Source organism: Desemzia sp. C1, from assembly GCF_020882875.1.
Lineage (GTDB): Bacteria > Bacillota > Bacilli > Lactobacillales > Carnobacteriaceae > Desemzia > Desemzia incerta.
In genome coordinates, this window is record NZ_JAJIZP010000003.1 from 2,154,218 (window position 1) to 2,177,962 (window position 23,745).

A 23,745-nucleotide genomic window follows, 5' to 3' on the forward strand; every position below is an offset into this window, starting at 1 on the left:
TATTGCAACTAACTATAGTAAAAAGAGACAAGGAGGTTTAAAATGATAGTAATAAATCACGGTTATTATTTATACATATCAGCATACAGAAAAATTTATGATATTCCATAAATGGAGGTCACATGATGTCAGTTAAAACGACTGTTCAAACAATACTCAATTTTTTAGCACTCGATATTATTTTTAATCCAATTGCAAATGCAGTTATTCCTATTAATGGAATAGGTGTCTTCTTGAGCTTTACTTATTGGGGAATATTAGCTCTTTTCGCATACATAGTAACTCTTTTCTTGAATAAACAAACACGATGATTTCTATAAAATGTACAAGCTTCGTTAACCAAATTAATCAGAAAAGAGTTTTTTTTAGTGGGAAAGAAAGTTATCAGTTTTATTCTGCGTATATTGATATTGGTTATTTTTTACATCTGGGCTTATGAACATTTATTAGATAGATCTATGTCTGCTTTGTTTATCGTTATCGGGGTTGTAATAGTACCTGAAATAATTTTATTCTTTTGGAGATGGTTCAAAAAAAGACGCTGTACTCCTGACGCAACTAAATAATGAAATGGGGCCTAGTTTAAGATGAAATCCACAAAACTGTATGTTAGTTTACGAGTAGCCATTTTTATTTTGATGTTATTGCTCTTGATTCCATATTCTATGCACAAGATAACTTTCAGTACTTGGCAAGTATCAGCGTATATCTTATTAGCTGGAAACTTCGCTTTGATTGCTTTGAGGCATTATAAAAATCCTGTTCAAGGAGCAAAATTTGCTGTCTTTTTCAATAGTTTAGTAGCTGTCTCTTTCTTAATTGCAGCTTTTTACTGGGCTGTTTTTGTTCTTTGAAATAGGTATGCTTTAAATAAATAAGTGCATATTTCATCCAGAGAAAGAGTTGTTAAAAACACTTTAATAAGATTTGAATAAAGGTCTTTTTTTAGATATAATAAATTAAAAGATTAAAGAAATGGAGGAAATCATAAATGTTAAAAACTTTTGACATGAAAATGAAATCCATTACTGAAGCAAAAAAAGAATTCTCAAAAATTGTAAAAGAAACAAATGAAACGGGCGAACCAACTTTCATTTTTAATCATAATAAACCTGAAGCTGTGATTCTTAGCAATGAGGTATATGAAAAGTTAGTTAATAGTTATAAAGAATTAGAAGAGAAACTTTTTTACACTCAAGTGCAAGGTAGAATCATTGAAGGTCCAGGCAAGCTCATTCCTGCTGAACAAGTTCTTGAGACAGAGCGAGAAAAGAATCCATTTGTTACTATGTCTGACAAAGAGTTATTTGACTAATGGCTCAGGTATATTTTTGGGAAGAAGCTCAAAAAGATTACAAGAAATTAGACGGCATACTAAAACAATGGGTGGACGCAGCTGAAGAGCGGTTAAAAATTCGAGGATCAGAGATTGGCAAGAGTCTTGGAAATACCAACTATGCAAAATTAGCAGGATTTAAAGAATTGAAAAACCAAAAACTGGGTATTCGTCTTATTTTTAAACCCTCTGTAAATGGAAAAATAGAAATAATCGAGATTGTTACTATTGGAAAAAAGGATGAAGAAAAAGTTTTTATTACAGCTGAGAAAAGAAGAGCAAAAAGACAATAACTTTTCAATCATTAACTATCAATAAACAACACTACACCCCTCGTACTTATCTAAATAAGATAAGTACGAGGGGTGTAGTGTTTAGTATGATTCCTATATGTATTTATTTCTGGATTAAATTCATAAAGGACTGAGTATTTTCTACTTGAATACCTGATTCGAATTGGTCATTTACCATTTCAATGAATTCAGTTAACCAAGATCCATATGGATAATCAACTTCAAAATCACAATTCAAGTCAAAAAAATCGACAGAATAATCAATATCGTATTTGTAACTTAATAAACTCTCAGCAAAAGACAATATCCATTCTTTTTGTTTTTCAGTTAAATCGTCTAATACACCAACTTTTACAGAAAAGTCATTGTCTGAAGGCTCGAAGGAATCATCAAATAGAGCTTTTCCATAAGACTCAGGAGTACGATTTTTTGTATCGGTTATTAGGAAGTAAGCAATCGTTTCGGAATCTTCATCAAAACGGTAAAACTCATGCTTCTCCGTTAAAAAGTATCTTGAAAAATTCAATACACCACCTCTTTTATAGATAATTCCGCAATTTTGGTTTCCAACGAATGAATATCATTGTTTTATTGCCTTCTCGTTATTTTATCCGTTTACATAACACTAATCAATAGTCTTAGATTTTATAATCGGTTTAACATCATCATATAATACTCGTCCGCATGTTTATTCGTAAAGGATATCTAACTAAAAAATCATACTTATCTAAGTAATTTCACTGAAAAACTGCTATACTGAAAAGGAACGAAAGTATGAGTGAGGAGCAATTACATGTTATCATTTGAAGAAAAAAAGGCTATTTTTGACAGCTACCCAGAACTAACAGCTGCACCTGTATCCATGAACCGAGTGAATTACCATTTTGAAGGAAGTGCTATTGCTAAAACGATGGTCGTACGTTTCTTACACCCAAATGGCAATGCCTTGATTTATGCAGGGTACATGCCTAAAGAAGAAACGGAAAAAGAAGGGTATATTTCTGTTTTAGAAGCTTCTGAAGCGGAAATCAGAGATTTAGTAGATAAAGCTTTAGAGTATTTGAAGAAAAAAGAAAACGGCTATGAAGTGGGATACCAAGAATTATGGACCAATCATTATGGCGAAAAATTGGTTTTGCAGTATGATCACCCTATGTGGGCTGTACTCGTTGAGAACGGACAAATCGAAGGCATCTTCAAATCTAAAGAGGCAGCTGAAGGCTACTTGATGGATGAAGGATTCTTGGAAGATTAATTTAAAGAAATTGTACGTGGAGGAACGTTGTTGATATGGATGAAAAAAAATTGTCTTTGCGTCTGGAAAAAGTCGCAAACTATGTCAGAAAAAATGATCGTTTGGCAGACATCGGCTCAGACCATGCTTATTTGCCTAGTGCATTAGTCTTGAATGGAACGATTGACTATGCGATAGCAGGAGAAGTAGTGGATGGACCTTATCAATCTGCTAAATCGCATGTTTCTGAATTGGGATTTGAAAATAAGATCGATGTCCGTTTTGGAGACGGACTCGACGTCGTAGAGTTGGAAGATAATATTACAGCCATCTCGATCTGCGGAATGGGCGGCAGTTTGATTGCGTCTATTTTAGATAAAGGTTTCAACGCCGGGAATTTGAGTGGAAAAGAACGTTTATTGCTGCAGCCGAACGTTGGAGAATATACTTTGCGCAAATGGTTGGTCGAACATGATTATAAAATAGTTGCTGAAGACTTATTGGAAGAAAATCATAAACTCTATGAAATCACGGTTGCTGAAAAGAGTGATCAGCCTGTAGACGCAACAGAAGCTGATTTGCAATTCGGATTTTTATTGAAAGAGAATCAAACGCCATTGTTCAAAAAGAAATGGCAACAAGAATTGCAGAAAAATCAGTACATTCAAAACAGTCTAGAACAATCAAAGTCAGATCAGACAGAAAAACTCAAAATCGTGAAAGAGACAATTCAACAAATAGAGGAGTTGTTAAAGGCATGAGAATAACTGGAAAAGAACTTGTACAAAAATTCGAAGCATTTGCACCGTCTCATTTAGCTGAAGAGGGAGACCCGATTGGCTTGGCAGTTGGGACTTTAGACAAACCAGTTTCGAAAATGATGGTCACATTAGATGTGCGTCCTGAAGTTGTGGCAGAAGCGATTGAAAACGGAGTGGATTTTATTTTTGCACATCATCCGCCGATTTTCCGTCCTTTAAAAAATTTAACGAGTGATATTCCACAAAACAAGATGTTCCATGATTTGATCAAGCATGACATCACGGTTTATGCAGCGCATACTAATCTGGACATTACGGAAAACGGGATGAACGATTGGTTGGCAGAAGCAATCGGGTTATCCGATACAGAAGTGATGACAGAAACGACACGAGAGTATTATAAGAAATTGGCTGTGATGGTCCCAGTTGAAAACGCTGCTGAAGTACGAGATGCTTTAACAGCTACTGGAGCTGGACAAATCGGAACGAATTACGTCGATTGCAGCTACACGATTAAAGGAACGGGAAGATTCACGCCGATAAAAGGGGCGTATCCAACCATTGGGGATGTCAATGAAGCGGAAGAAGTGACGGAATTAAAAGTAGAAGTTGTCGTGCCGAATCGTTTAGTGAAAGCCGTAGAACACGCGCTGATTCAAGCTCATCCTTATGAAGAACCGGCTTATGATCTATACACGATCGAAAATTTGTACGACAGTTTTGGGTTAGGCCGTGTAGGAAATCTAGCAGAACCGATGACATTTATAGATTTTGCTCAAAAAATGAAAGAAACGTTCCAAGTAGACGGACTGCGCTATATCACGGGTGATGAAAACCAGCTCATCCAACGAGTAGCCGTTTGTGGAGGTGATGGCGGCAAGTTTTATGCCGACGCACTCAAAAAACAAGCGGATGTCTACATCACTGGAGACGTGTATTACCACGTTGGACATGATATGGAAGCAGACGGCCTTTCTGTTATAGATCCAGGACACCACATTGAACAAATTTGCAAACCGAAGCTGGTTGACTTGTTTACAGAATGGAAATCCGAATTGGATTGGGATGTAGAAATCGTCTCTTCCTCTTTGAATACAGATCCGTTTAAATTTTTGTAGACTAGTACTTGCACAAAAGGACTAAAGTAAGAGATAATATTCTAATAAGAATCATCATTACCGCAATGGAAGGAAGTTAATGCACATGTATGAAAATCTAATCCCACGTTTTATCCGCTATGTCAAAATGGAAACTCGTTCAGACGAAACCAGTACAACGATTCCGAGTACACAGTCACAAGTAGAATTTGCTGAAAAATTGATGGAAGAGTTGAAAGAAATCGGCTTGTCTGATGTTTCTTACAACACTAAAAACGGTTTTGTAACAGCTACCGTTCCAAGTAATGTTGATGAAGACGTTCCTACGATCGGATTTATTGCGCACATGGATACAGCTGATTTCAATGCAGAGAATGTATCTCCGCAATTCCACGAGAACTACGATGGAGAAGCCATCGTTTTAAACGAAGCAGAGAATATTGTGCTTTCTCCGGAAGATTTCCCCAACTTGAAAAATTATGTTGGCCAAACATTAATAACTACAGACGGTACTACTTTACTAGGTTCTGATGACAAATCAGGTATCGCTGAAATCGTGACCGCTATGGAAACATTGATCAACGACGAGAACATCAAACACGGAAAGATTCGTGTAGGGTTTGGACCCGATGAAGAAATCGGAATCGGAGCGGACTTATTTGATGTAGAAGAGTTTGACGCTGACTTTGCGTATACGATGGATGGCGGACCTGTTGGAGAGCTGGAATTTGAAAGCTTTAATGCAGCTTCAGCAATCGTTACGATCCAAGGGAAAAACGTCCACCCAGGTACGGCTAAAGGAAAAATGGTGAATGCCATCAAATTGGCGATGGCTTTTGATGCTAAATTGCCTCAAGATGAAGTTCCAGAGAAAACTGAAGGCCGTGAAGGTTTCTATCACTTACTAAACATCTCTGGAGAAGAAGAACAAGCTCAGTTGTCTTACATCATTCGTGATCACGACAGAGCAAAATTTGAAGAACGCAAATCAACGATTGAACAAAACGCAAAAGAAATGAATGAGACATTAGACAGCGATCGCATCCAAGTGGTCTTGAAAGATCAATACTACAATATGGGTGAAATCATCGAAAAAGATATGCGTCCGATCGAGTTGGCTAAAGAAGCGATGGAATTCTTGAACATCGAACCGGTTATCGAACCGATTCGCGGAGGAACAGATGGATCGAAAATTTCGTTCATGGGACTTCCAACACCAAATATCTTTGCCGGTGGAGAAAACTTCCACGGTCGTTACGAGTTTGTAGCGGTTGAAAGTATGGAAAAAGCTACCGATGTCATCGTGGCTATTGCTCAATTGAACGCTGCTAAAGGAGCATAGAACATGCTCTTAGTGTTGTATTTCCTTTTGGTGAATGTATGGTTATTCATTCTAATGGGCATCGATAAAAAAAGAGCCCAACGGAATCAATGGCGGATCTCCGAAAAAAGTTTGTTGCTGCTGGGTTTAGTTGGCGGCGGTTTAGGCGGTTTAGTCGGTATGAAACGGTATCGACACAAAACTAACCGAGCAACCTTCAAATTTGTTTATGGGGTAGGCTTTCTGATTATGGCAGGGAGTTTAGCTTACGCTCAATTAAGATAACATTAGAGAACGAAAAAAGCGGACAAGTGTTCTGTTTTTTTCGTTCTCTTTAGTTATTAGACAGTTGGATATATGGTAAAATAGAGAAAGAATAGTCAAAAAGTAGGCGGTGAAATTCGTGGGATTACAATTTAGATTAGGAAGAGCCAATACAGATAAACGAGATGGCATGTTGGATGAAATTTCGGAGTTATTGAGTGAAAATAGAGAGACAAAAGTGTTTTATCTTGTACCTGAACACATCAAGTTCGATGCTGAAATGACGGTCTTAAAAGAATTAGGGGAAAGAGAACCATTCAATCGCCAAGAATTATTGGGAATGATGGATGTTCAAGTCCTCAGTTTCAGTCGTTTAGCTTGGTTTTTATTGCAAGATTCAGATCTGTATGCACGACCACAACTGACACAAACAGGATTATCAATGCTGTTAAGAAAATTATTGCTGCAATATGAAGAAGAGTTAACTATTTATAGAGGCGAAGTACGGAAAAACGGATTTATCCAAAAACTGAGTGATTTGTTTTTTGAGTTGCGCAGCGGACGTATCTCAACAGAAGATTTAGCCCAAATGGTGCATTTATTAGGCGAAACACCTCAAGAAGCTGACTTTAAGTTAAAACTGCAAGATATCTCGTTGATTTACCAAGCATATGGAGAAGCAGTCAAAGGCAAATACATCGAGTCAGAAGATGTGATCACAGCACTTATTGACAAAGTCCGTACCATGGACATGTCAGATACCTACGTTTATATCGAAGGTTTTTATCAATTTACCGCTCAAGAGCAACAATTGATCTTGGCTCTGATGCAGCAAGCCAATAAAGTGACGATAGCATTGACGTTAGACAAGCCTTATCCAACTGAAAAACCAGATTTGTTGAGCTTGTTTCGAGTTACGGGAACGACGTATTACAAGATCTACCAAGCTGCCCGTACTAACGGGATCAAAGTTTACTTAGACAAGATCATCTCTTCCAAAAACAACTACTACTGTGGCGAATTGAATCAGTTAGAAGAGTATTGGGTTGAAAGCAACGAATTGTCTCCGGTTCAATCGAAACAAACAGCAGACCATTCTACGATCGGCGAGTGTATCGAAGTATGGGGAGCGGAAAACAAACAAGCAGAAGTCAATCATGTGGCTACTGAAATCATCAAATTGGTCGCCAGCGGGAAATACCGCTACAAAGACATTCTAGTTTTGGCGCGTAACCCAGAGGAATACCGTACGTTGTTGGAACCAACATTTGAGAAGCATCATATTGAAATGTTTTTTGATAGTGCAGAAGTCATGTCTCACCATCCATTGACTGAATTATTAGACGCTTTATTTGCGATCAAAAAGAACAATTGGCGTTACTCAGATGTGATGCGCTTTTTAAGAACGGAATTGTTCTTGCCGGCTTTTACAACGCCATTGACTACTGATCGTCTGGTACGCACAAAACAATTCATAAAACACGCTCAACAATATAGAGATGCAGTAGATATTACAGAAAATGTCGTTTTGGCGTATGGATACGAAGGTTACCATTGGACGAAAAAAGACCCATGGAAATATACGCGGTTCCATTATGACGAAACGGATTTCCAATCAGATGCAGATGTCCTGTTTGAACAGACAGCCAATCAAATCAAAGATTTTCTAAATCACACATTGGTTCCGTTTTTTAAACGTCTGGATAAAGCTGAGACCAGTATGGATGCTGCCCGTATTCTTTATCAATTTTTAGAGTCTAATGGTGTTCCGGAACAATTGTTGTTCTGGCGTGACCAATTGATTGAACAAGAGGATTTGGAAGGGGCACGAAGACACGAACAAGTGTGGCAAGTGTTTACCGAGATGTTAGATGAATATGTGGAAGTATTAGGCGAGCAAGAATTTGACGAAGAAAGCTTCCGTATGATCTTGATTACTGGGTTTGAGAATGCTTCTTACAGCATTGTCCCTCCGACAATCGATCAAGTAATCTTTTCAGGGTTAGCCGGAACTAGGATCGGTACAGCTAAAGTGACGTTCATTCTCGGAATGACTAATGTCAATTTGCCGATCAAAGCAGAAAACAAGACGATGCTGACAGAAGAAGACCGTTCGCTGATTGAAGGCTATCTCGCAACGGAAGAGAAATACTTGAAACCATCTGTTGAATCTCAAATGGCTGCGGAACCTTTTATTGCGTACCAAGCCTTTCTTGATTCTTCAGACAAGTTGTATTTGACTTACCCAACCAGCAGCGAAGCAAAAGAAAGTCCAAAACTGTCTCCATATGTTCAGCGGATCGCGGATCATTTTTCATTGAAGATCCAACCTAAACAAGCGGACATTACTTCACTGACAGAATTGACCAAAGAAACGGTATTGTCTTTTATCAGCTCAAGAGAAGCGACTATGGGTCAACTGCTAATGGTATTGAGAAAAGCGCAAGACAGCCAAGATGATTTGCATCCATTTTGGAAAATGCTGTACTTGTACTTTAAAAATAATGACCGCACAGCTAAACCGTTCAAGCGTCTTGTGGCGAGCTTGCGTCAAAAAAATATCCCGATTCCTTTGACAGAAGATCTCGCAGAAAAACTATATGGAAAAGACCTGTATTTATCTGTTTCTCAACTTGAATCGTATTACGCTGATCCGTTTTCTCACTTCTTGACGTACGGATTGAAGCTAAGGGAACGGAATGTCTTCGAATTATCACCGGCTGGAACGGGAGAATACTTCCATGAAGCCTTGGATCTGCTGTTCAAAACGCTGATCGACCGAGATGTGACATTTGATCAACTGGATAATCAAGCTCTGGAGCGATTGACAGAAGAAGTATTGGAATCCCTAGTTTCTAAAAGCAAATACCAGATTTTATCTGCGTCCAACCGTATGCACTACATTCGTGAGCAGTTAGCCAATACCATCAAGCGAGTAGCATGGGCGATTCAACATCAAAGTAGACGGACCAATATGGAAAATGCGAAAACAGAAGTGCTGTTTGGGCGAATTGCTGCTCAAAAAGGGATCGAAGGGCATGTTTTCCCATTGGATAATGGCGGAGAACTGCATTTGAGAGGGAAAATCGACCGAGTGGATGCGATGGAGATCAACAACAAGCATTACTTGTCTGTAGTCGATTACAAATCCAGTAAACACTCGTTTAGTTTTATTGATGCTTACTACGGATTAGCCATGCAAATGCTGACGTATTTAGATATTGCCGTAGAACACTCCGATGAATTGATCGGCAAGAAAGCTGTTCCAGCTGGTGCTTTTTACCTGCAAGTACAAAATCCTTTCCTTAAAGAAGGAACGTTCAGCGATGAAGATTCGTACCGAGAATCTTTATTGAAGCTGTATAAAATGGACGGGTTTTTATTGGATGATGAAGACATGCTAGATGCGTTGGATCTGACGGTTGAACCGAAGAAAAAATCGCTGATCTATCCATTTGAACAATTGGCTAAAGGGACAATGAAGTCCAACAAGTTTGTGACCCTGGATGATATTGAGACGTTACTGAACTTCAATAAACGAAAAATCATTGAAGCCGGAAACAGTATCATCAAAGGAGACACGCGGTTGAGTCCAATCAAAGAGAAAAGTTCGTTTATCTCTTCGGTGAACGGTCCCTTAAAAGCTGTTTCGTTCTTCGATGCTGCTTTGTATACGGAAAATAAATACCGTCGAATGGAAAAATTAAGTATGGAAGAGATACTGGAACGCATGAAACGAGAAGGAGGACTGCTGTAAGATGAGAGAGTTACCCTTAAAACCTGAAAATAGTCGTTTTACAGATGATCAATGGCAAGCCGTTTACGATTCTGGGACCAATTTATTGGTCTCTGCTTCAGCCGGCTCTGGGAAAACGACCGTTTTAGTTGAACGAGTAATCGAAAAAGTCAAAGCAGGAACAAATGTGGACGAATTGCTGATTGTTACTTATACAGATGCAGCAGCTCGAGAAATGAAAGAGCGTATCCAATCTGCTTTACAAAAAGCAATCACTGGTGAAAGTTTGATCAGTCAAAAAAGACATCTCGTCAAACAAATCCCGATGCTGTCTCAAGCTTCGATCAGTACGATTCACTCATTTTGTTTGCAAGTCATCCGCCGATACTACTACTTGATCGATTTGGATCCTGTCTTTCGTTTGCTGACCGACTCGACTGAGATCGTCTTACTGCAAGAAGATGTATGGAACGATGTCAGAGAAGAATTATATGGCGAAGAAGACAGTTTATTCAAGACATTGACGAGTACGTATTCAAATGACCGTACCGACAGCGGACTACAAGATCTAGTCTTTTCATTGTTTGAATTTTCTCGTGCCAATCCTAATCCGGAATTATGGCTGGAACATTTAGGAGACTTATATGAAGTCGATGAAGCTTCTTTTACAACCAGTACGTTATTTACTGACTTGCTCAAACCTCAAATCAGAGAAATCTTAGTTGGGCTGGAAGAACAATACAACTACGCAATCAGTATGGGCGAGAACAGTGACGACCTTATCGCCAATAAAGAACTATTGGAAGCAGAAGGCAATCATATTGCTGAATTGCTGCGCTTGCTGAATGAAGGGAATGTCGAAGCGATCTATCAGTCGATGCGTTCATTTGAATTTGCTCGATGGAAAAGTCCTAAAAAGAATGCCGATGAAGAAATCAAAGAAGTCGCACAAGACATGAAGTCAATTCGCGATCAGAATAAGAAACGGTATCAAACAATGAAAGATGAGTATTTTTCAGCACCTCTGGCAGATCAAATCGAGTTGATGCACAAAACCGTGCCTTTGATCAAAGAGATGAGCCGAGTCACGCAACTCTTTTCTACAGCTTATACAGCTAGAAAAAGAGAACGGAACTTGCTCGATTTTAATGACTTGGAACATTTGACGTTAAATATCTTAGCACAATTTGATGAGGGGACATGGACTCCGACTGAAGCGAGTATGCATTATAGAGAGAAGTTTAAAGAAGTGATGGTAGATGAGTACCAAGACGTCAACCAACTGCAAGAGAATATATTGTACTGGCTGACTCAGCAAGAAACAGATCACGGTAATTTCTTTATGGTGGGGGATGTCAAACAATCCATTTATTCGTTCCGTCTAGCTGACCCTGGATTGTTTTTGAAAAAATACGAATCTTATGGAAACAACCAAGACGGTGAGCGGATCATCTTAGCAGATAATTTCCGTTCCAGAGGAGAAGTCCTTCAATTCATCAACTTATTGTTCATACAATTGATGGATAAATCGGTTGGACAAATGGAATACGATGAAGCGGCCAAATTGGTCCAAGGATTTACTGATTTTCCTGCTTCCCAAACTCATCAGCCCGAAATTCTTATTTTTGAAAAGGAAACCGAAGACGAAACAGAACTGGAAGAAGAGATGGACGAGTTCGGAATTGAAACAAAAACAGAAGGCGAATTGATGATGGTCGGACAAAAAATCAAATCGCTGATTGATGAAGGATTCCCAATTTACGATAAAAAGAATAAAACTCATCGTCCGATCCAGTATTCAGATATCGTGCTATTGACACCGACTAAGAAAAACAACGCGACCGTTCAAGCTTTGTTTAAACAATTAGGCATTCCTTTACTGGTCAATGATACACAAAATTATTTCCAGACGACTGAAGTGACGATCATGATGTCGTTGTTGAAAGTCATTGATAATCCGTATCAAGATATTCCACTGGCTAGTGTGCTGCGTTCACCTCTAGTAGGACTGAACGAAAGGGAATTGGCGTATATCCGAATCACGAAGAAAACGGGCGACTACTACGATGCCGTTTTGACGTTTTACCGTGACTACCCGGGAACGACGAAAGAAACCTCTTTTACAGATCGACTGTATGAAAAAATCGGTTTGTTTTTAGAGCGAATGAATACGTGGAGAGAAATTGCTCGCAGGGGATCTATCGTGACGCTGATTTGGAGTATTTATCAAGAAACGGACTTCTTGGATTATGTCGGCGGAATGGCTTCCGGAAGACAGCGGAAAGCCAATTTGCATGCGTTATACGAACGAGCAGCTAGTTACGAACAGACCAGCTTTAAAGGATTGTTCCAATTTGTCCGTTTTATCGAAAAAATGCAGCAAAAAGATAAAGACTTGGCTGAACCAACCGCTCTTTCTGAAGATGAGAACGCCGTTCGGATCATGACGATCCATGCGAGTAAAGGATTGGAATTTCCAGTGGTTTTTGTTTTAGATTTGACGAAGAGGTTCAACTTGCAAGATACGATGAACAGTTATGTGTTCAATGAACATTTGGGAGTAGGAACAGAGTACAAAGACTTGCAAAAGAGAGTCCGTTTTACTACTCTTCCAGAAACAGTTCTTAAAGTTGAGAAAAAGAAAAAATTATTGGCGGAAGAAATGCGTAAATTATATGTAGCCTTGACTCGAGCAGAAGAAAAACTGTATTTAGTCGGTTCCTATAAAAATGAAGAAGCCGCTTGGAAAGATTGGGGCGTCGTCAGCTCTCATAAACAAACCGTATTGCCGAGCGACTTGCGCTTAACAGCCAATAGTCTGATGAAATGGATTGGGTTGGCGATCGTCCGTCATCCAAACAGCCAGAACGATTTCTTGCACATTACGGCTAAAAATGGAGAAGTACAAAAACATCCTGCTTCATTCAGTGTTCATTTTACGAATGAAAAAGAACTGCTTCAGCAAAATGAAGCATTAGAAGTAGATTTTGATGCTGTAAAATGGTTGGAGCAATTAGAAGCCGCTCCAGTTGTAGAACTGAGTGATCCTTTGCATCAAGAGTTTAAGGAAGTCAAACGACTATTGGAGCATAAGTACGCTCATCAAGCTGCAACTCATACAACGAGTTATCAATCTGTATCTGAAATTAAGCGTATGTTTGAAGAGCCTCATGAAGGGCAACTGGCGAAAATCGATATCAGTCAACCCAGAAATCAAAATCGGTATACAGAAGACAAATTGAGAAGGCCCACTTTCTTAACGGAAACGACAGCTCCAACAAGTGTGGAGATCGGGACAGCGACTCACTTGGTGCTGCAATCGATCGATTTGCACCAAACACCGACGCTTGAATCTGTTCGTACATTGATTGCTGAACTAATCGAGAGAGGATTGCTGCAAGAAGAAACCGCAAAACGAATCGAAGCCGAAAAAATCGTCGCCTTTTTCACTACACCAGTCGGGGAATTGATTGTGAAAGATGCCGAATACGTTAAGAGAGAAAAAGTCTTTTCTTTATTGATGAGTGCGTCATCTATTTTTTCCGATATGGATGATAGTGTGAAAGATAAGGTTCTGATACATGGGATCATTGATGGATACATCGAATATTCTGACTATGTAGTCTTGTTCGATTACAAAACTGACCGTTTAGAGCGGTTTAAAGAACGAGCAGAAGAAGAGATGCTCAACAAATACAAAGGGCAATTGCTTTTGTATAAGTCTGCCTTAGAATCCATCCTAGACAAACCCGTCACAGCCGTTTATTTATGCTTGTTGGACAACGCAAGCGTAGTAGAAGTGAAATGATTTAAAAAGTACTTCATCTTCTAGCGTTGTTAAAGAAATTTCCTCCGGTCTATTTGGTGACTTACGGAGAGCCATGGGACCGCCTTGAGCCAAAAATCGTCTCAAAGCTTGCAAGCTTCAAACTTAGTGTAGCGGCTGAAGCCGTACACTAAGTAATTCTCATTGCATCCTTCTTCATGGCTGCAAGTCACCCTATATTCCTCCTGAAATTTCTAGGGGCGAGTTTTTTAAAAAGATGGGGTAAAAAGAAACTTAATTTTTACTGACCAACGCCAAATGTTGCAGAACTCATTTAAATAACGACAAAAAGTCCCAAGATCAAATGATCCCAGGACTTTTTGTTGTAGTTTTATGTTGTTTATCATCTGATGTTGATAAAAACCTATAATATTGGAAAATTAATTGTTAAAATTTTTGGAGGAAATGAGGTCGCCAGTAGCCACGTAAAGGATGCAATGTGAATTACAAAAACTTAGCGCTTCAGCGCTTAATTTTTGTTTGAAGCTTGCAAGTTTGGAGACCTTGGCTCCAATCGCTCCCGGGGCTTTTACAAAGCGATCCTCGTTTCTGGAAAAAATTCCACCCACTGTCATTTGACGAGATACTTTTTATTCTAAATCGTAATTAACACCTCTAGTGTAAGTGTTGCCTGCGTCCCATAATAAGAACTCATTGACACCGGCTTCTTTCAAGGCTTTGATTTGAGCTTCGATTTCCGCTGGTCCATATTCTCTGTAGTTTCCCGCTCCTAAATAAGAAGCTGTGAAATCTTGCAGCCATGGACGAGATTGAGGAGGGGTATCTAATTTGCCTAATACGTCATTTTCAACTTTCATATATTCGGAAACCAGCTTATACGGTTCCAGATCGGGTTTAGCGATTCCGAAATATGAACCCCAGTGACTTGGATAGATCATTGAAGAAATTACGTCTACGTTTTCTGAGATCTTAGAGAAGTTTTGTCCTATCCCTGGTGCTTCAGGAACAGTAGCAGAATAGCCGAAAATATCTACAGAAACGTCTACGCCATAAGGTTCCAATTCTTTTTTAGCGTATTTCACAAAGTCGGTTACAGCTTCTACACGTTGTTGAATATCATCCAGCCCTTTTTCTTGATAACCGCCGTAAGTATACTTCAGTTCATCAGAACGAGTCTCGAAACCTTCAGGGAAACGAACATAGTCAAATTGGATTTCTTTGAATCCCATTTTGGCAGCTTGTTTAGCGATCTCTACATTGTATTCCCAAACTTCTTGAGAGAACGGATTAACAAAACTTTCTCCACGTCCATTTTTCCATACTGAACCGTCTTCATGCGTGAAACTCAATTCTGGACGAGCTTCTGCTAAACGGGTATCTTTAAACACTACTACACGAGCGATAGGGTAGATTTGGTGTTCTTCCATATGCTTCATCATTTGAGCAGGATCAGAAACGTAATTTTGAGTACTTCCTTTGATCAATGGGTTATCAGATTTCAAATCAAATGTCATATCCCCGAAATCATCTTTCACATCAATAACCATTGCGTTCAACTCGGTGTCATTCAATAACTTAGTCAAGTCTGCTAAGCGGGCACCGCCTGCCGAATGACCCGTCAAATAAATCCCTTTAACGCCATCTTCAGGATAATCAATGTTAATCCCGCTATCGTAAGCGAATTGGCTAGGAAACTTTTCAGGAATCGTCAATAAAGATTCGTTGTGGATCGTCAATAATTGTGTTTCAGTTTTTTCTTCTGCAGTTGCTTCAGTTGAAAAAGCAGCCATCAACAACGCAGCAGAAACTGGAATAAACCATTTTAAACGGTGTTTTTTCATCTTACTCTTCCTCGCTTTCTGGTGAAGCAATCAACGTAGGGTCTACAAAACTGTAGCCTTTTTCTTCTAAGCCTTCAATGATCGGAAGGATCGCTTCATTTGTCCATTCTCTATCATGCATTAAAATATTGGCTCCGTTGTACAATAATTCAGTATTCAATGTAATGTCGATCAATGATTCAGCATCTTGGTAACCGGGTTGGAAATCATAGCCAAACGTCCAATTCATCAACGTCATGTTTTCTGCTTCAACGATTTCTCTGGAAACATCTGTATTCGCACCATGAGGGGCACGGAAGAAGCGCGGTTTTTGACCAGTGACTTCTTCGATCAATTGACTGGTCTCTAAGATTTCAGCTTCTTGTTCCTCAGGCGAAATCGTCTGTAAGTTTTGATGTGTTTGAGTATGATTACCAATCTCAAATCCTAATTCATAAATTTCTTTTAATGCTTCTTTTCCTTCGTCAGATTCTATGTACATCCCATTTACGAAGAATATGGCAGGTGCATCGATTTCTTTCAATTTGTGCGCGATCTCCACGCTGTATTCGTCAGGTGCATCATCAAACGTCAATAGAGCGACTTTTTCTTCTCCAGCTGCTTCAGCAATCGGTTCAATAGCATAATTGGTTTGATTCACTTGGTAACGATACTCTACATCTTCTTCAACTGGCTCTTCTGATTCTGATTCAGCTGTTGATTCCGATGAGCTTTCTTGTTCTGCCACTTCACTTGAAGCAACAGAAGAAGATGTGTCAGTTTCTTCAGCCGTTTCTTGGTTGCACCCTGCCAGTAGGACGGTGCTGAATAATGCAAAAGCTACTAATTTGTGTTTCATCTTTCAGCCTCCTGATCGGTTTATTTTTGTGATTCTTCTAAAGCAGCAGTTGCTTCAGTACGAGAAGTTTGTAACTGGACCAATTGGTCATCTAATTGAATCAATAAATCATTCGTTCCTGCGTGACTTCCATTGATTTGCTCAATGCCGGACTCTAGAGTTTGATAAGTCGCATCTTCTGCAGTGAGGGATTGGAAGTATTTTTCTTGCTCTTCTAAAGAACCATTGTATTGTTCAATAAATTGATCCAAGGTACTTTTAACGGTTTTTAGATTATCTTCCACAGCAGTCAGTTCTTCATTAGGCAACTCTTCGTTGTCGATTTTAGTCAATTCATCCAAATGAGTTTTTAAGTTTTCACTAGATTCTTTCAAGCTGTCTAAATCGGTTTGACGAGTCTCAATATTTTCAAAGATAGAAGCTGAGCCGTCTTTTAATGTGCTCAATTCTTCATCTTCCGTCAATGTTTTTTCAAATTCACTTTGTACGGAAGCCTCTTTGGAAGTAATGGCATACAATTTTTCTACAATCGTGCTTTCTTCTGTTTCAATTTGAGCAGTAATGTCTTCGGCTTGTGCAAAGCCAGTATCGCAGCCTGCTAGAGCAGTACTGATTCCCAGCAAACCTGCAGCGCTAAGTAATTTTTTCATTGTTTAACTCCCTTTATGACTTGACGTATGTTTCATTCGTTGAAAAGGAACTTGGTCTAATTATAGCAAACGCTTTTCTCATCACCAAAGGAAAAGACATTTTTTCGAGAAGTTCTCATATTCGTGCCATAAAATGAAAGGCTATTCATAAGGGGTTTTGAAAATAAACCTGTCTCTTACCTTCAGAATCATGTAAAATAAGAATGTGTTATAATTAGAGAGTGAAGTGAGGGTTCGAAATGTATATATATTACATCTTAGCTGTATTAATGGTGGGCTTAGATCAATGGACAAAAATACTTACCGTAGACAATATTGCATTGTATGAAACCGTTGAATTTATCCCAGGAGTGTTGTCTTGGACCTATATCCAAAATGATGGAGCTGCCTGGAGTATATTAGAAGGACAAATGTGGTTCTTCTATATTGTGACATCAGTTGTTCTGGTAGTCCTGGTTTATAACATGCAGAAATATGGAAAAGGAGACCGCTTATTCTCATGGGCGTTGACTTTTATCTTGGCTGGAACGATTGGGAACTTTATTGATCGCTTAAGGTTGCAGTATGTCGTAGATATGATCAAATTGGAGTTCATTAATTTTCCGATTTTTAATCTAGCAGACAGTTTATTATCTATAGGAGTCGTTCTGTTGGTCATTTATGTATTTGCGGATGAAAGAAAAGAGAAAGAAAAAAAGAAAAAACAAACGGGTTAACAAAAAAGGAGTCTATACGCATGTCAAATGAATATGAAATTACAATAAAACAACAAAAGGGAAGGATCGATAAAGTATTAGCAGAGATCATCCCTGATAAAACACGATCAGCAATCCAATTGTGGATCAAAGATGGTTATGTATTGGTAAATGATGAAGCCGTAAAAACGAATTACAAAGTTCAAGAAGGCGATGAAATAAAGATCACTGAACCTGAACTGCAAGAATTGGATGTAGTGGCAGAAAACATCCCTCTAGAGATCGTGTATCAAGACTCAGACGTAGTAGTGATCAATAAACCTCAAGGAATGGTTGTTCACCCTTCTGCAGGTCATCCAAACGGCACTTTAGTAAACGCTTTGTTGTATCATATCCATGATTTGTCAGGAATCAATGGGAAGATTCGTCCAGGAATCGTACACAGAATCGATAAAGATACTTCTGGATTATTGATGGTCGCAAAAAACGACTTGGCGCATGAAAAATTAGCGGCACAATTGAAAGACAAAACGAGTATTCGTGAATACGTTGCTTTAGTACACGGAGTCATTCCTCATGAAAAAGGAACGATCGATGCTCCACTTGGCCGTTCAAAATTAGACCGTAAAAAACAAGATATCGTTGATGGCGGAAGAGACGCTGTGACGCATTTTAGAGTTTTAGAACGTTTTAAAGACTTTACTTTAGTTTCTTTAACTTTGGAAACAGGACGTACACACCAGATTCGTGTACACATGAAATACATTGGCTATCCAGTCGCTGGAGATCCTGTATACGGACCTCGTAAAACATTACCAGGAAACGGTCAATTTTTACATGCAAAAAAATTAGGCTTCAAACATCCTAAAAATAATGAAATGATGGTATTTGAAAAAGAGATTCCTGAGATATTTGAAGAAACTCTCAACAAATTGCGCAATATTTCAGAGTAATAGTTATTAATACGCAAACGAACGGAGGAAGACAATGGTTTATCAGTCTGAAGTAGAAGTAGTGGATGCCGCTGCGATCGGGCGAGCTTTGACGCGGATTTCTTATGAAATCATTGAACGCAATAAAGGGGTCGACAATATCGTTTTGGTGGGTATCAAAACAAGAGGGGTTTTTATCGCTCAACGTATTGCAGAGAAACTGAATCAATTGGAAGGTGTAGAAGTACCGGTTGGGGAGTTGGATATCTCATTGTACCGAGACGATGTTCACACAAGCCGAGACACTGATCCTGAGGTGAAGGGAGCTTCTATGCCGGTTTCTATTGAAGGTAAAAAAGTCGTTTTAGTGGATGACGTTCTTTACACTGGGAGAACAGTCCGAGCGGCCTTAGATGCCTTGATGGATATCGGGCGTCCTGAAAAAATCTTGTTAGCTGTCTTGATCGACAGAGGACATAGAGAACTGCCTATACGTGCTGATTTTGTTGGTAAAAACATCCCTACGTCATTGGATGAACAGGTGAAAGTGGCCGTAGAAGAAGTGGACGGAGAAAATCATGTCTTGATTCAAAAACTAGCTAACTAAGACCTGATTACTAAAAAGAATACAATAAACAACCCCGGCCTCATCACTTCTATCGGTGATGAGGTCGGGGTTGTTTATTTGAATAAAGATTTTTAGTTGCTAAGTGATGGTTGAAATTGCAGCAGGTTATCAAATACGGGGGTTCTACTAGATAAGTGACACCTAAAATAAGAGCGGCTTATCAAGTAGAGCGCTTCTACTTAACAAGTAGCACCTAAAATAAGAGCAGGTTATCAAGTAGAGTACTTTCAGGCTTACAGATATACCCAAAGAGACGCTCAATGAGTAAATTCCATTGAGTGTCTTTTTGGTGTATACCCGTTTAAGACGATACTTTTAAGCGTTCAACCAGATCTTCGTCTGGAGTGACGTAAAGAGTCTGTTGGCCTTCATAAATCACAAAACCGGGTTTAGCTCCATTTGGCTTGCGGATTTTTTTAACGTCCACATAGTCTACTGGAACAGAAGCGGATAATCTAGATTTGGAGAAGTAAGCTGCAATGTTGGCTGCTTCTAAGAGCGTTTCTTCGCTTGGATCGCTGTCTTGAATGATGACATGTGAACCAGGAATATCTTTCGTATGCAGCCAAATATCCGTTTTGCGAGCTGTTTTCAGGGTCAATTGATCATTTTGAAGATTGTTTTTTCCTACTAAGATGGTTGTTCCGTCAGTGGATTTGTACTGATCCGGTTTGCTGGCTTTTTGGTTTTTTTGTTTCTTTTTCGTTTTCTTCTTCAAGTAGCCTTGTTGGATCAATTCTTCACGAATCTCAGCAACGTCTTTTGGAGTAGCTAATTCCAATTGAGTCGTAATAGATTCTAAATAGTCGATTTCTTCACGTGTTTGTTTAAGTTGTTCCGTGACAAAAATAACGGCATTTTTTAATTTCTGATATTTTGAAAAGTATTTTTGCGCATTTTGAGAAGGTGTTTTTCTCGGATCCAGCGTAATCGTTATCGGCTCATTGTCGTTATAGAAGTTTTGCAGTTCGACCGATTCTTGCCCTTTTGTTAATTCATGCAAGTAAGCAGTGAGGATTTCGCCTTTTATGCGGTACTCATCAGCTTGCTCAGTTTCATCTAAGGTACGCTGTAATTTGGTCAATTTTTTCTTGTTTCGTGAAGTTTCAGTCTGTAGCACATGGAATAAGTTCGCTGCTTGCTGTTTTACACGATCTTTTTCGGCTTTATTGCGGTAAATGTCATCCAACAATTCACTAAGAGAAGAGAAGTGGGTTTCAGCACCATTCAAAGAAGCATAAGGCACTGGTGTAAACCACTCTTTGTTGTCAACAGTCGTTTTTGCCGGTTGCAGCTGATAGTCTTTGATCGTGTTGAAGAAACTCAAGAAACTATCTGGCAATTGAGTACGGTCATTTTGAGCTAGATGAGCTAATTCTTTAGCTGTATCTGTACCGATTCCTTGAAAATGACGTTGGATACTTTTTTCGATCGTTAATTCTTCAGCCATTCCTAAGTCAGTTGGGAAGTTTTCTTTAGACACCTCAAATGGATTCAATTTATCTTGATGAGGAGGTTCGATATAAGTAGTGCCCGGCATGATCAAACGGTAAGAATTCTGGCTGCTGGGAATGTGTTTGATCGCATCCAAAATGCGCATTGTGTCTTGTTCGATAATGAAAATATTGCTGTGTCTTCCCATTAATTCCACAACCAGCATCACATTTTGGATATCGCCGATCTCGTCGCGACTTTTGAAAAGAAATTTGATGATCCGATCATTTTCGACTTGCTCGATGTTTTCTAGTACGGCCCCTTCTAGATGCTTGCGCGCCATCATACAAAACTGAGGAGGCGAATCCGGGTTTTCATAAGGAATGCTCGTCAATTGAATACGGGCATAGCTAGGGTGTGCCGATAATAGTACTTTTTGGTTCTTTCCATTCGCTCGTATAGCGAGGATCAATTCATTTTGGTAAGGTTGATGAATTTTTGAGACTCTTCCATTCACTAAAGCCTCTTTTAATTCAGCGACCATTGCATGGGTAAAAACACCATCAAATGACATGTGTATCCCTTCTTTCTGACTATTCATCCTTATCTGACCTTACTGCGGGAGATAAGTTGTCTATTAAAGAGTATAACATTTTTAATGCCTCAAAAATAGCGAAGCCGCTTTGTTTTTTGACCGAAAAGTCAAATCACTTGAAATCAGTAGGGCATATTGGGTACTATATACCTTGTTTTAACAAAAAAGAGGTGTAAAAAATGGAATGGAGTTACCAAGGACAAAATGGCCCAGAGTATTGGAGCCGATTATGTACAGATTTTAAAAGGGCAGAAGAGGAAGCCTCATGGCAATCTCCTATCTCTTTGAACACAGCAGCAACTCGTCAAGAACCTAAAAAAGACGATACGATTTTATTTAAAAAAGAAAAAGTCAAAATAAAAACTGACTTTTTCAATCATACGGTCCATTTATCACCAGCAGAAGGCAACGAAGCTTCTGTAGTTTTCCAGGATAAAATGTACGTATTACAAGACATCCATGCACATTTACCAAGCGAACATACAATAGATGACCATTCTTTCGAAATGGAGATCCATTTTGTGTATCGTTCTGACGATGATCAATTATTGGTGTGCGGTGTCATGGGACAATCTGATTACGGTGCTGTATCGCCTTTATCAGGAGATTTGTACAATCGATTTTTGAAAGAAGACTCACTAAAAAAACACTACACGCTTAATCTGGATTTAAATGTATTGATTCCTGACGATTCATCTTTTTATCATTACAGCGGATCACTGACGACACCGCCAACAATGGGACCAGTCACGTGGATCGTTATGAAACAGCCTATTTCTTTACCGACTGACTTTGTTAAAGCATTTGAAAAAGTCATTGGTCAGACTAATCGGCCATTACAACCGGTTAAAGAGAGAACGGTCTGTTTTTATCATTGATCAAAAAAATGGTTGATTTTGGGCTTGACAGTTATTCACTGGAAGCGTACTATTGATTTACTATCATTTTAACGAAGAGGAGATTCAACATGAACCAACACTATCGCACTGTCCAACAATTACATATGGATTGGCAAAGCCAAAATAGATAGGTTGATTTATGAAAAATCATAGATACAACCTTCAGTGAACTGAACTTGTATCTATGTTGGTTTATTTGAGTCTACGATCAAAGCATACCCGCATAGAGTAATCTTATTCTATGCGGGTTTTTGTTTGTCAAGAAACAGTCCCGCGCCTAGGCGAATACTGTTTCTTTTTTTTTATTTATTTGAAGGGGGATAACACATGATCAAGCTGACTAAACGATGGCGAAGCCGAGTTGATGTACTAGCGTATTACATTTAAAGGAGGAAATGACATGAAAAAAATGATTGGCTTCATAGCTATCTTAACGATTTTATTAACTTATGCTTTTATTTCCGATGTACGTTCCACGACGGAGACAGCACAAAAAGATTTGCCAGTAGTAGGACTATTGCAACTAACGAGTCATCCCGCTTTAGATTTAATCTCACAAGGGATCATTGATGCATTGAACGAGGAAGGATTTGTAGATGGGGAAACCATGATCTTAGATTTCCAAAATGCTCAAGGAGACCAAAGCAACTTAAATTCAATGAGCACTCGATTTGTGAGTCGAGATGCGGATATCATGATCGGCATCGCCACACCAGCTGCTCAAGCATTGGCAAATGCTTCTTCTGATATTCCAATCGTTTTAGGCGCTATTACGGATCCAGAAGCGTCTAATTTAGTGGCCAGCAATGAACAACCAGGTGGAAATATTACTGGTGTCAGTGATGCAACTCCCATAAAAGAGCAACTGAATTTATTGAAAGATTTGCTGCCAGACGCCAAAAATATTGGTATTTTGTATTCTTCCAGTGAAGACAACTCAATCGTTCAAGGGAAACAAGCTGAAGAACTGGCAAAAGAACTCGGTTTTGAAACAACGACCATGACCGTGTCTTCCACAAATGATGTTGCTCAAATCGGTGCTGCTTTGGCTTCTCAAGTGGATGCTATATGGGTTCCGACCGACAACACGATTGCAAGTGCAATGAATACACTCGTGTCAGCGACAGATGCTGAAGGGATTCCGATCATTCCAGCTGTAGATACGATGGTAGAGCAAGGAGGATTGGCGACTGTAGGATTGAATCAGTATGAACTGGGCAAATTGGCTGGTGAAATGACCGCAGCCATTCTGAAAGGCGAAATCGAGCCCGCAACGAGTCCGATTCAGTATTTGGAACAAGGAGATATTTTTATCAACCAAGAAAAAGCTGCAGAGTTAGGCATTACTATTCCGCAAAGCATCTTAGAACAAGCAGTCAACATAGACTAAAAAAGCGAAACGAG

At 39.1% G+C, this 23,745-nt stretch carries 21 protein-coding genes; 16 read left to right on the top strand and 5 right to left on the bottom strand.

Translation table 11 applies throughout. From position 1 onward, the window contains the following. Positions 1-125: 125 nt before the first annotated feature. The 4 genes from LMF32_RS10885 (at position 126) to LMF32_RS10900 (ending at position 1,629) form a co-directional block, all read left to right on the top strand. Complete coding sequence (locus LMF32_RS10885; RefSeq protein ID WP_230524751.1) at positions 126-311, top strand: hypothetical protein; 186 nt, start codon at positions 126-128, stop codon at positions 309-311. Between the two features lie 276 nt (positions 312-587). Continuing rightward, positions 588-854, top strand: coding sequence for a hypothetical protein (locus tag LMF32_RS10890; protein WP_230524752.1), 267 nt, complete (start codon positions 588-590; stop codon positions 852-854). Between the two features lie 137 nt (positions 855-991). Continuing rightward, a complete protein-coding gene (locus LMF32_RS10895) occupies positions 992-1,315 on the top strand; it encodes a type II toxin-antitoxin system Phd/YefM family antitoxin (protein WP_188204641.1) in 324 nt (107 codons plus the stop codon). Continuing rightward, positions 1,315-1,629, top strand: a complete 315-nt coding sequence (locus tag LMF32_RS10900; RefSeq protein ID WP_230524753.1) for an addiction module toxin RelE — start codon at positions 1,315-1,317, stop codon at positions 1,627-1,629. The genes LMF32_RS10895 and LMF32_RS10900 overlap by 1 nt, the downstream gene beginning before the upstream one ends. Positions 1,630-1,732: 103 nt before the next feature. Here the strand turns inward: LMF32_RS10900 and LMF32_RS10905 are convergent, their stop codons facing one another. Beyond that, a complete protein-coding gene (locus LMF32_RS10905) occupies positions 1,733-2,155 on the bottom strand; it encodes a hypothetical protein (protein ID WP_230524754.1) in 423 nt (140 codons plus the stop codon). A gap of 267 nt (positions 2,156-2,422) precedes the next feature. Here LMF32_RS10905 and LMF32_RS10910 point away from each other — a divergent pair, with 267 nt between their 5' ends. The 7 genes from LMF32_RS10910 (at position 2,423) to addA (ending at position 13,850) form a co-directional block, all read left to right on the top strand. Then, positions 2,423-2,884: a hypothetical protein gene (locus LMF32_RS10910; RefSeq protein WP_230524755.1), complete on the top strand. Its 462-nt coding sequence runs from the start codon at positions 2,423-2,425 to the stop codon at positions 2,882-2,884. Between the two features lie 35 nt (positions 2,885-2,919). Continuing rightward, positions 2,920-3,624: a tRNA (adenine(22)-N(1))-methyltransferase TrmK gene (locus LMF32_RS10915; protein ID WP_230524756.1), complete on the top strand. Its 705-nt coding sequence runs from the start codon at positions 2,920-2,922 to the stop codon at positions 3,622-3,624. Next, complete coding sequence (locus LMF32_RS10920; RefSeq protein WP_230524757.1) at positions 3,621-4,742, top strand: Nif3-like dinuclear metal center hexameric protein; 1,122 nt, start codon at positions 3,621-3,623, stop codon at positions 4,740-4,742. Before LMF32_RS10915 ends, LMF32_RS10920 begins: the two co-directional genes overlap by 4 nt. Before the next feature lie 85 nt (positions 4,743-4,827). Beyond that, positions 4,828-6,063 (top strand): peptidase T, encoded by a 1,236-nt coding sequence (gene pepT / locus LMF32_RS10925; RefSeq protein ID WP_230524758.1) that lies wholly within the window; start codon positions 4,828-4,830, stop codon positions 6,061-6,063. 3 nt (positions 6,064-6,066) lie between these two features. Further along, entirely contained in the window at positions 6,067-6,327 is a 261-nt protein-coding gene (locus tag LMF32_RS10930) for a DUF1294 domain-containing protein (RefSeq protein WP_230524759.1), read from the top strand. Positions 6,328-6,445: 118 nt separating this feature from the next. Next, positions 6,446-10,063: a PD-(D/E)XK nuclease family protein gene (locus LMF32_RS10935; RefSeq protein ID WP_230524760.1), complete on the top strand. Its 3,618-nt coding sequence runs from the start codon at positions 6,446-6,448 to the stop codon at positions 10,061-10,063. A 1-nt stretch (position 10,064) separates the two neighbouring features. Beyond that, the gene (addA, locus tag LMF32_RS10940) at positions 10,065-13,850 is read left to right on the top strand and encodes a helicase-exonuclease AddAB subunit AddA (protein ID WP_230524761.1); all 3,786 of its coding nucleotides are present in this window, start codon (positions 10,065-10,067) and stop codon (positions 13,848-13,850) included. A 608-nt stretch (positions 13,851-14,458) separates the two neighbouring features. Here the strand turns inward: addA and LMF32_RS10945 are convergent. The 3 genes from LMF32_RS10945 to LMF32_RS10955 are packed head-to-tail and all read right to left on the bottom strand — an operon-like array spanning position 14,459 to position 17,158. Further along, a complete protein-coding gene (locus LMF32_RS10945) occupies positions 14,459-15,670 on the bottom strand; it encodes a putative glycoside hydrolase (RefSeq protein ID WP_230524762.1) in 1,212 nt (403 codons plus the stop codon). A gap of 1 nt (position 15,671) precedes the next feature. Beyond that, a complete protein-coding gene (locus LMF32_RS10950) occupies positions 15,672-16,508 on the bottom strand; it encodes a polysaccharide deacetylase family protein (RefSeq protein WP_092480035.1) in 837 nt (278 codons plus the stop codon). Positions 16,509-16,528: 20 nt separating this feature from the next. After that, positions 16,529-17,158: a YkyA family protein gene (locus LMF32_RS10955; RefSeq protein WP_230524763.1), complete on the bottom strand. Its 630-nt coding sequence runs from the start codon at positions 17,156-17,158 to the stop codon at positions 16,529-16,531. Between the two features lie 239 nt (positions 17,159-17,397). Between LMF32_RS10955 and lspA the strand changes: the two genes are divergently transcribed. From lspA to pyrR, 3 genes are read left to right on the top strand one after another with little or no spacing between them, the layout of a single operon-like run. Then, positions 17,398-17,874, top strand: coding sequence for a signal peptidase II (lspA, locus tag LMF32_RS10960; protein ID WP_230524764.1), 477 nt, complete (start codon positions 17,398-17,400; stop codon positions 17,872-17,874). 20 nt (positions 17,875-17,894) lie between these two features. Next, positions 17,895-18,806 carry an RluA family pseudouridine synthase gene (locus LMF32_RS10965; protein ID WP_230524765.1) on the top strand — a complete coding sequence of 304 codons (912 nt, stop codon included), beginning with the start codon at positions 17,895-17,897 and terminating at the stop codon, positions 18,804-18,806. Between the two features lie 34 nt (positions 18,807-18,840). Continuing rightward, positions 18,841-19,392 (top strand): bifunctional pyr operon transcriptional regulator/uracil phosphoribosyltransferase PyrR, encoded by a 552-nt coding sequence (pyrR, locus tag LMF32_RS10970; RefSeq protein WP_188204653.1) that lies wholly within the window; start codon positions 18,841-18,843, stop codon positions 19,390-19,392. Positions 19,393-19,714: 322 nt separating this feature from the next. Here pyrR and LMF32_RS10975 read toward each other — a convergent pair whose 3' ends face one another. Then, positions 19,715-21,421 (bottom strand): NFACT RNA binding domain-containing protein, encoded by a 1,707-nt coding sequence (locus LMF32_RS10975; protein ID WP_230524766.1) that lies wholly within the window; start codon positions 21,419-21,421, stop codon positions 19,715-19,717. A 200-nt stretch (positions 21,422-21,621) separates the two neighbouring features. Between LMF32_RS10975 and LMF32_RS10980 the strand changes: the two genes are divergently transcribed. Beyond that, positions 21,622-22,320 (top strand): carbonic anhydrase family protein, encoded by a 699-nt coding sequence (locus tag LMF32_RS10980; protein WP_230524767.1) that lies wholly within the window; start codon positions 21,622-21,624, stop codon positions 22,318-22,320. 421 nt (positions 22,321-22,741) lie between these two features. Then, entirely contained in the window at positions 22,742-23,731 is a 990-nt protein-coding gene (gene trpX, locus LMF32_RS10985) for a tryptophan ABC transporter substrate-binding protein (protein ID WP_092480042.1), read from the top strand. The last annotated feature ends 14 nt before the right edge of the window (positions 23,732-23,745 follow it).

What these genes read in the sequence shown, in the direction of transcription:
- LMF32_RS10885 (WP_230524751.1), top strand. Translation starts at nt 126, where the DNA reads ATGTCAGTTAAAACGACTGTTCAAACAATACTCAATTTTTTAGCACTC.
- LMF32_RS10890 (WP_230524752.1), top strand. Translation starts at nt 588, where the DNA reads ATGAAATCCACAAAACTGTATGTTAGTTTACGAGTAGCCATTTTTATT.
- LMF32_RS10895 (WP_188204641.1), top strand. Translation starts at nt 992, where the DNA reads ATGTTAAAAACTTTTGACATGAAAATGAAATCCATTACTGAAGCAAAA.
- LMF32_RS10900 (WP_230524753.1), top strand. Translation starts at nt 1,315, where the DNA reads ATGGCTCAGGTATATTTTTGGGAAGAAGCTCAAAAAGATTACAAGAAA.
- LMF32_RS10910 (WP_230524755.1), top strand. Translation starts at nt 2,423, where the DNA reads ATGTTATCATTTGAAGAAAAAAAGGCTATTTTTGACAGCTACCCAGAA.
- LMF32_RS10915 (WP_230524756.1), top strand. Translation starts at nt 2,920, where the DNA reads ATGGATGAAAAAAAATTGTCTTTGCGTCTGGAAAAAGTCGCAAACTAT.
- LMF32_RS10920 (WP_230524757.1), top strand. Translation starts at nt 3,621, where the DNA reads ATGAGAATAACTGGAAAAGAACTTGTACAAAAATTCGAAGCATTTGCA.
- pepT (WP_230524758.1), top strand. Translation starts at nt 4,828, where the DNA reads ATGTATGAAAATCTAATCCCACGTTTTATCCGCTATGTCAAAATGGAA.
- LMF32_RS10930 (WP_230524759.1), top strand. Translation starts at nt 6,067, where the DNA reads ATGCTCTTAGTGTTGTATTTCCTTTTGGTGAATGTATGGTTATTCATT.
- addA (WP_230524761.1), top strand. Translation starts at nt 10,065, where the DNA reads ATGAGAGAGTTACCCTTAAAACCTGAAAATAGTCGTTTTACAGATGAT.
- LMF32_RS10945 (WP_230524762.1), bottom strand. Translation starts at nt 15,670, where the DNA reads ATGAAAAAACACCGTTTAAAATGGTTTATTCCAGTTTCTGCTGCGTTG.
- LMF32_RS10950 (WP_092480035.1), bottom strand. Translation starts at nt 16,508, where the DNA reads ATGAAACACAAATTAGTAGCTTTTGCATTATTCAGCACCGTCCTACTG.
- LMF32_RS10955 (WP_230524763.1), bottom strand. Translation starts at nt 17,158, where the DNA reads ATGAAAAAATTACTTAGCGCTGCAGGTTTGCTGGGAATCAGTACTGCT.
- lspA (WP_230524764.1), top strand. Translation starts at nt 17,398, where the DNA reads ATGTATATATATTACATCTTAGCTGTATTAATGGTGGGCTTAGATCAA.
- LMF32_RS10965 (WP_230524765.1), top strand. Translation starts at nt 17,895, where the DNA reads ATGTCAAATGAATATGAAATTACAATAAAACAACAAAAGGGAAGGATC.
- pyrR (WP_188204653.1), top strand. Translation starts at nt 18,841, where the DNA reads ATGGTTTATCAGTCTGAAGTAGAAGTAGTGGATGCCGCTGCGATCGGG.
- LMF32_RS10975 (WP_230524766.1), bottom strand. Translation starts at nt 21,421, where the DNA reads ATGTCATTTGATGGTGTTTTTACCCATGCAATGGTCGCTGAATTAAAA.
- LMF32_RS10980 (WP_230524767.1), top strand. Translation starts at nt 21,622, where the DNA reads ATGGAATGGAGTTACCAAGGACAAAATGGCCCAGAGTATTGGAGCCGA.
- trpX (WP_092480042.1), top strand. Translation starts at nt 22,742, where the DNA reads ATGAAAAAAATGATTGGCTTCATAGCTATCTTAACGATTTTATTAACT.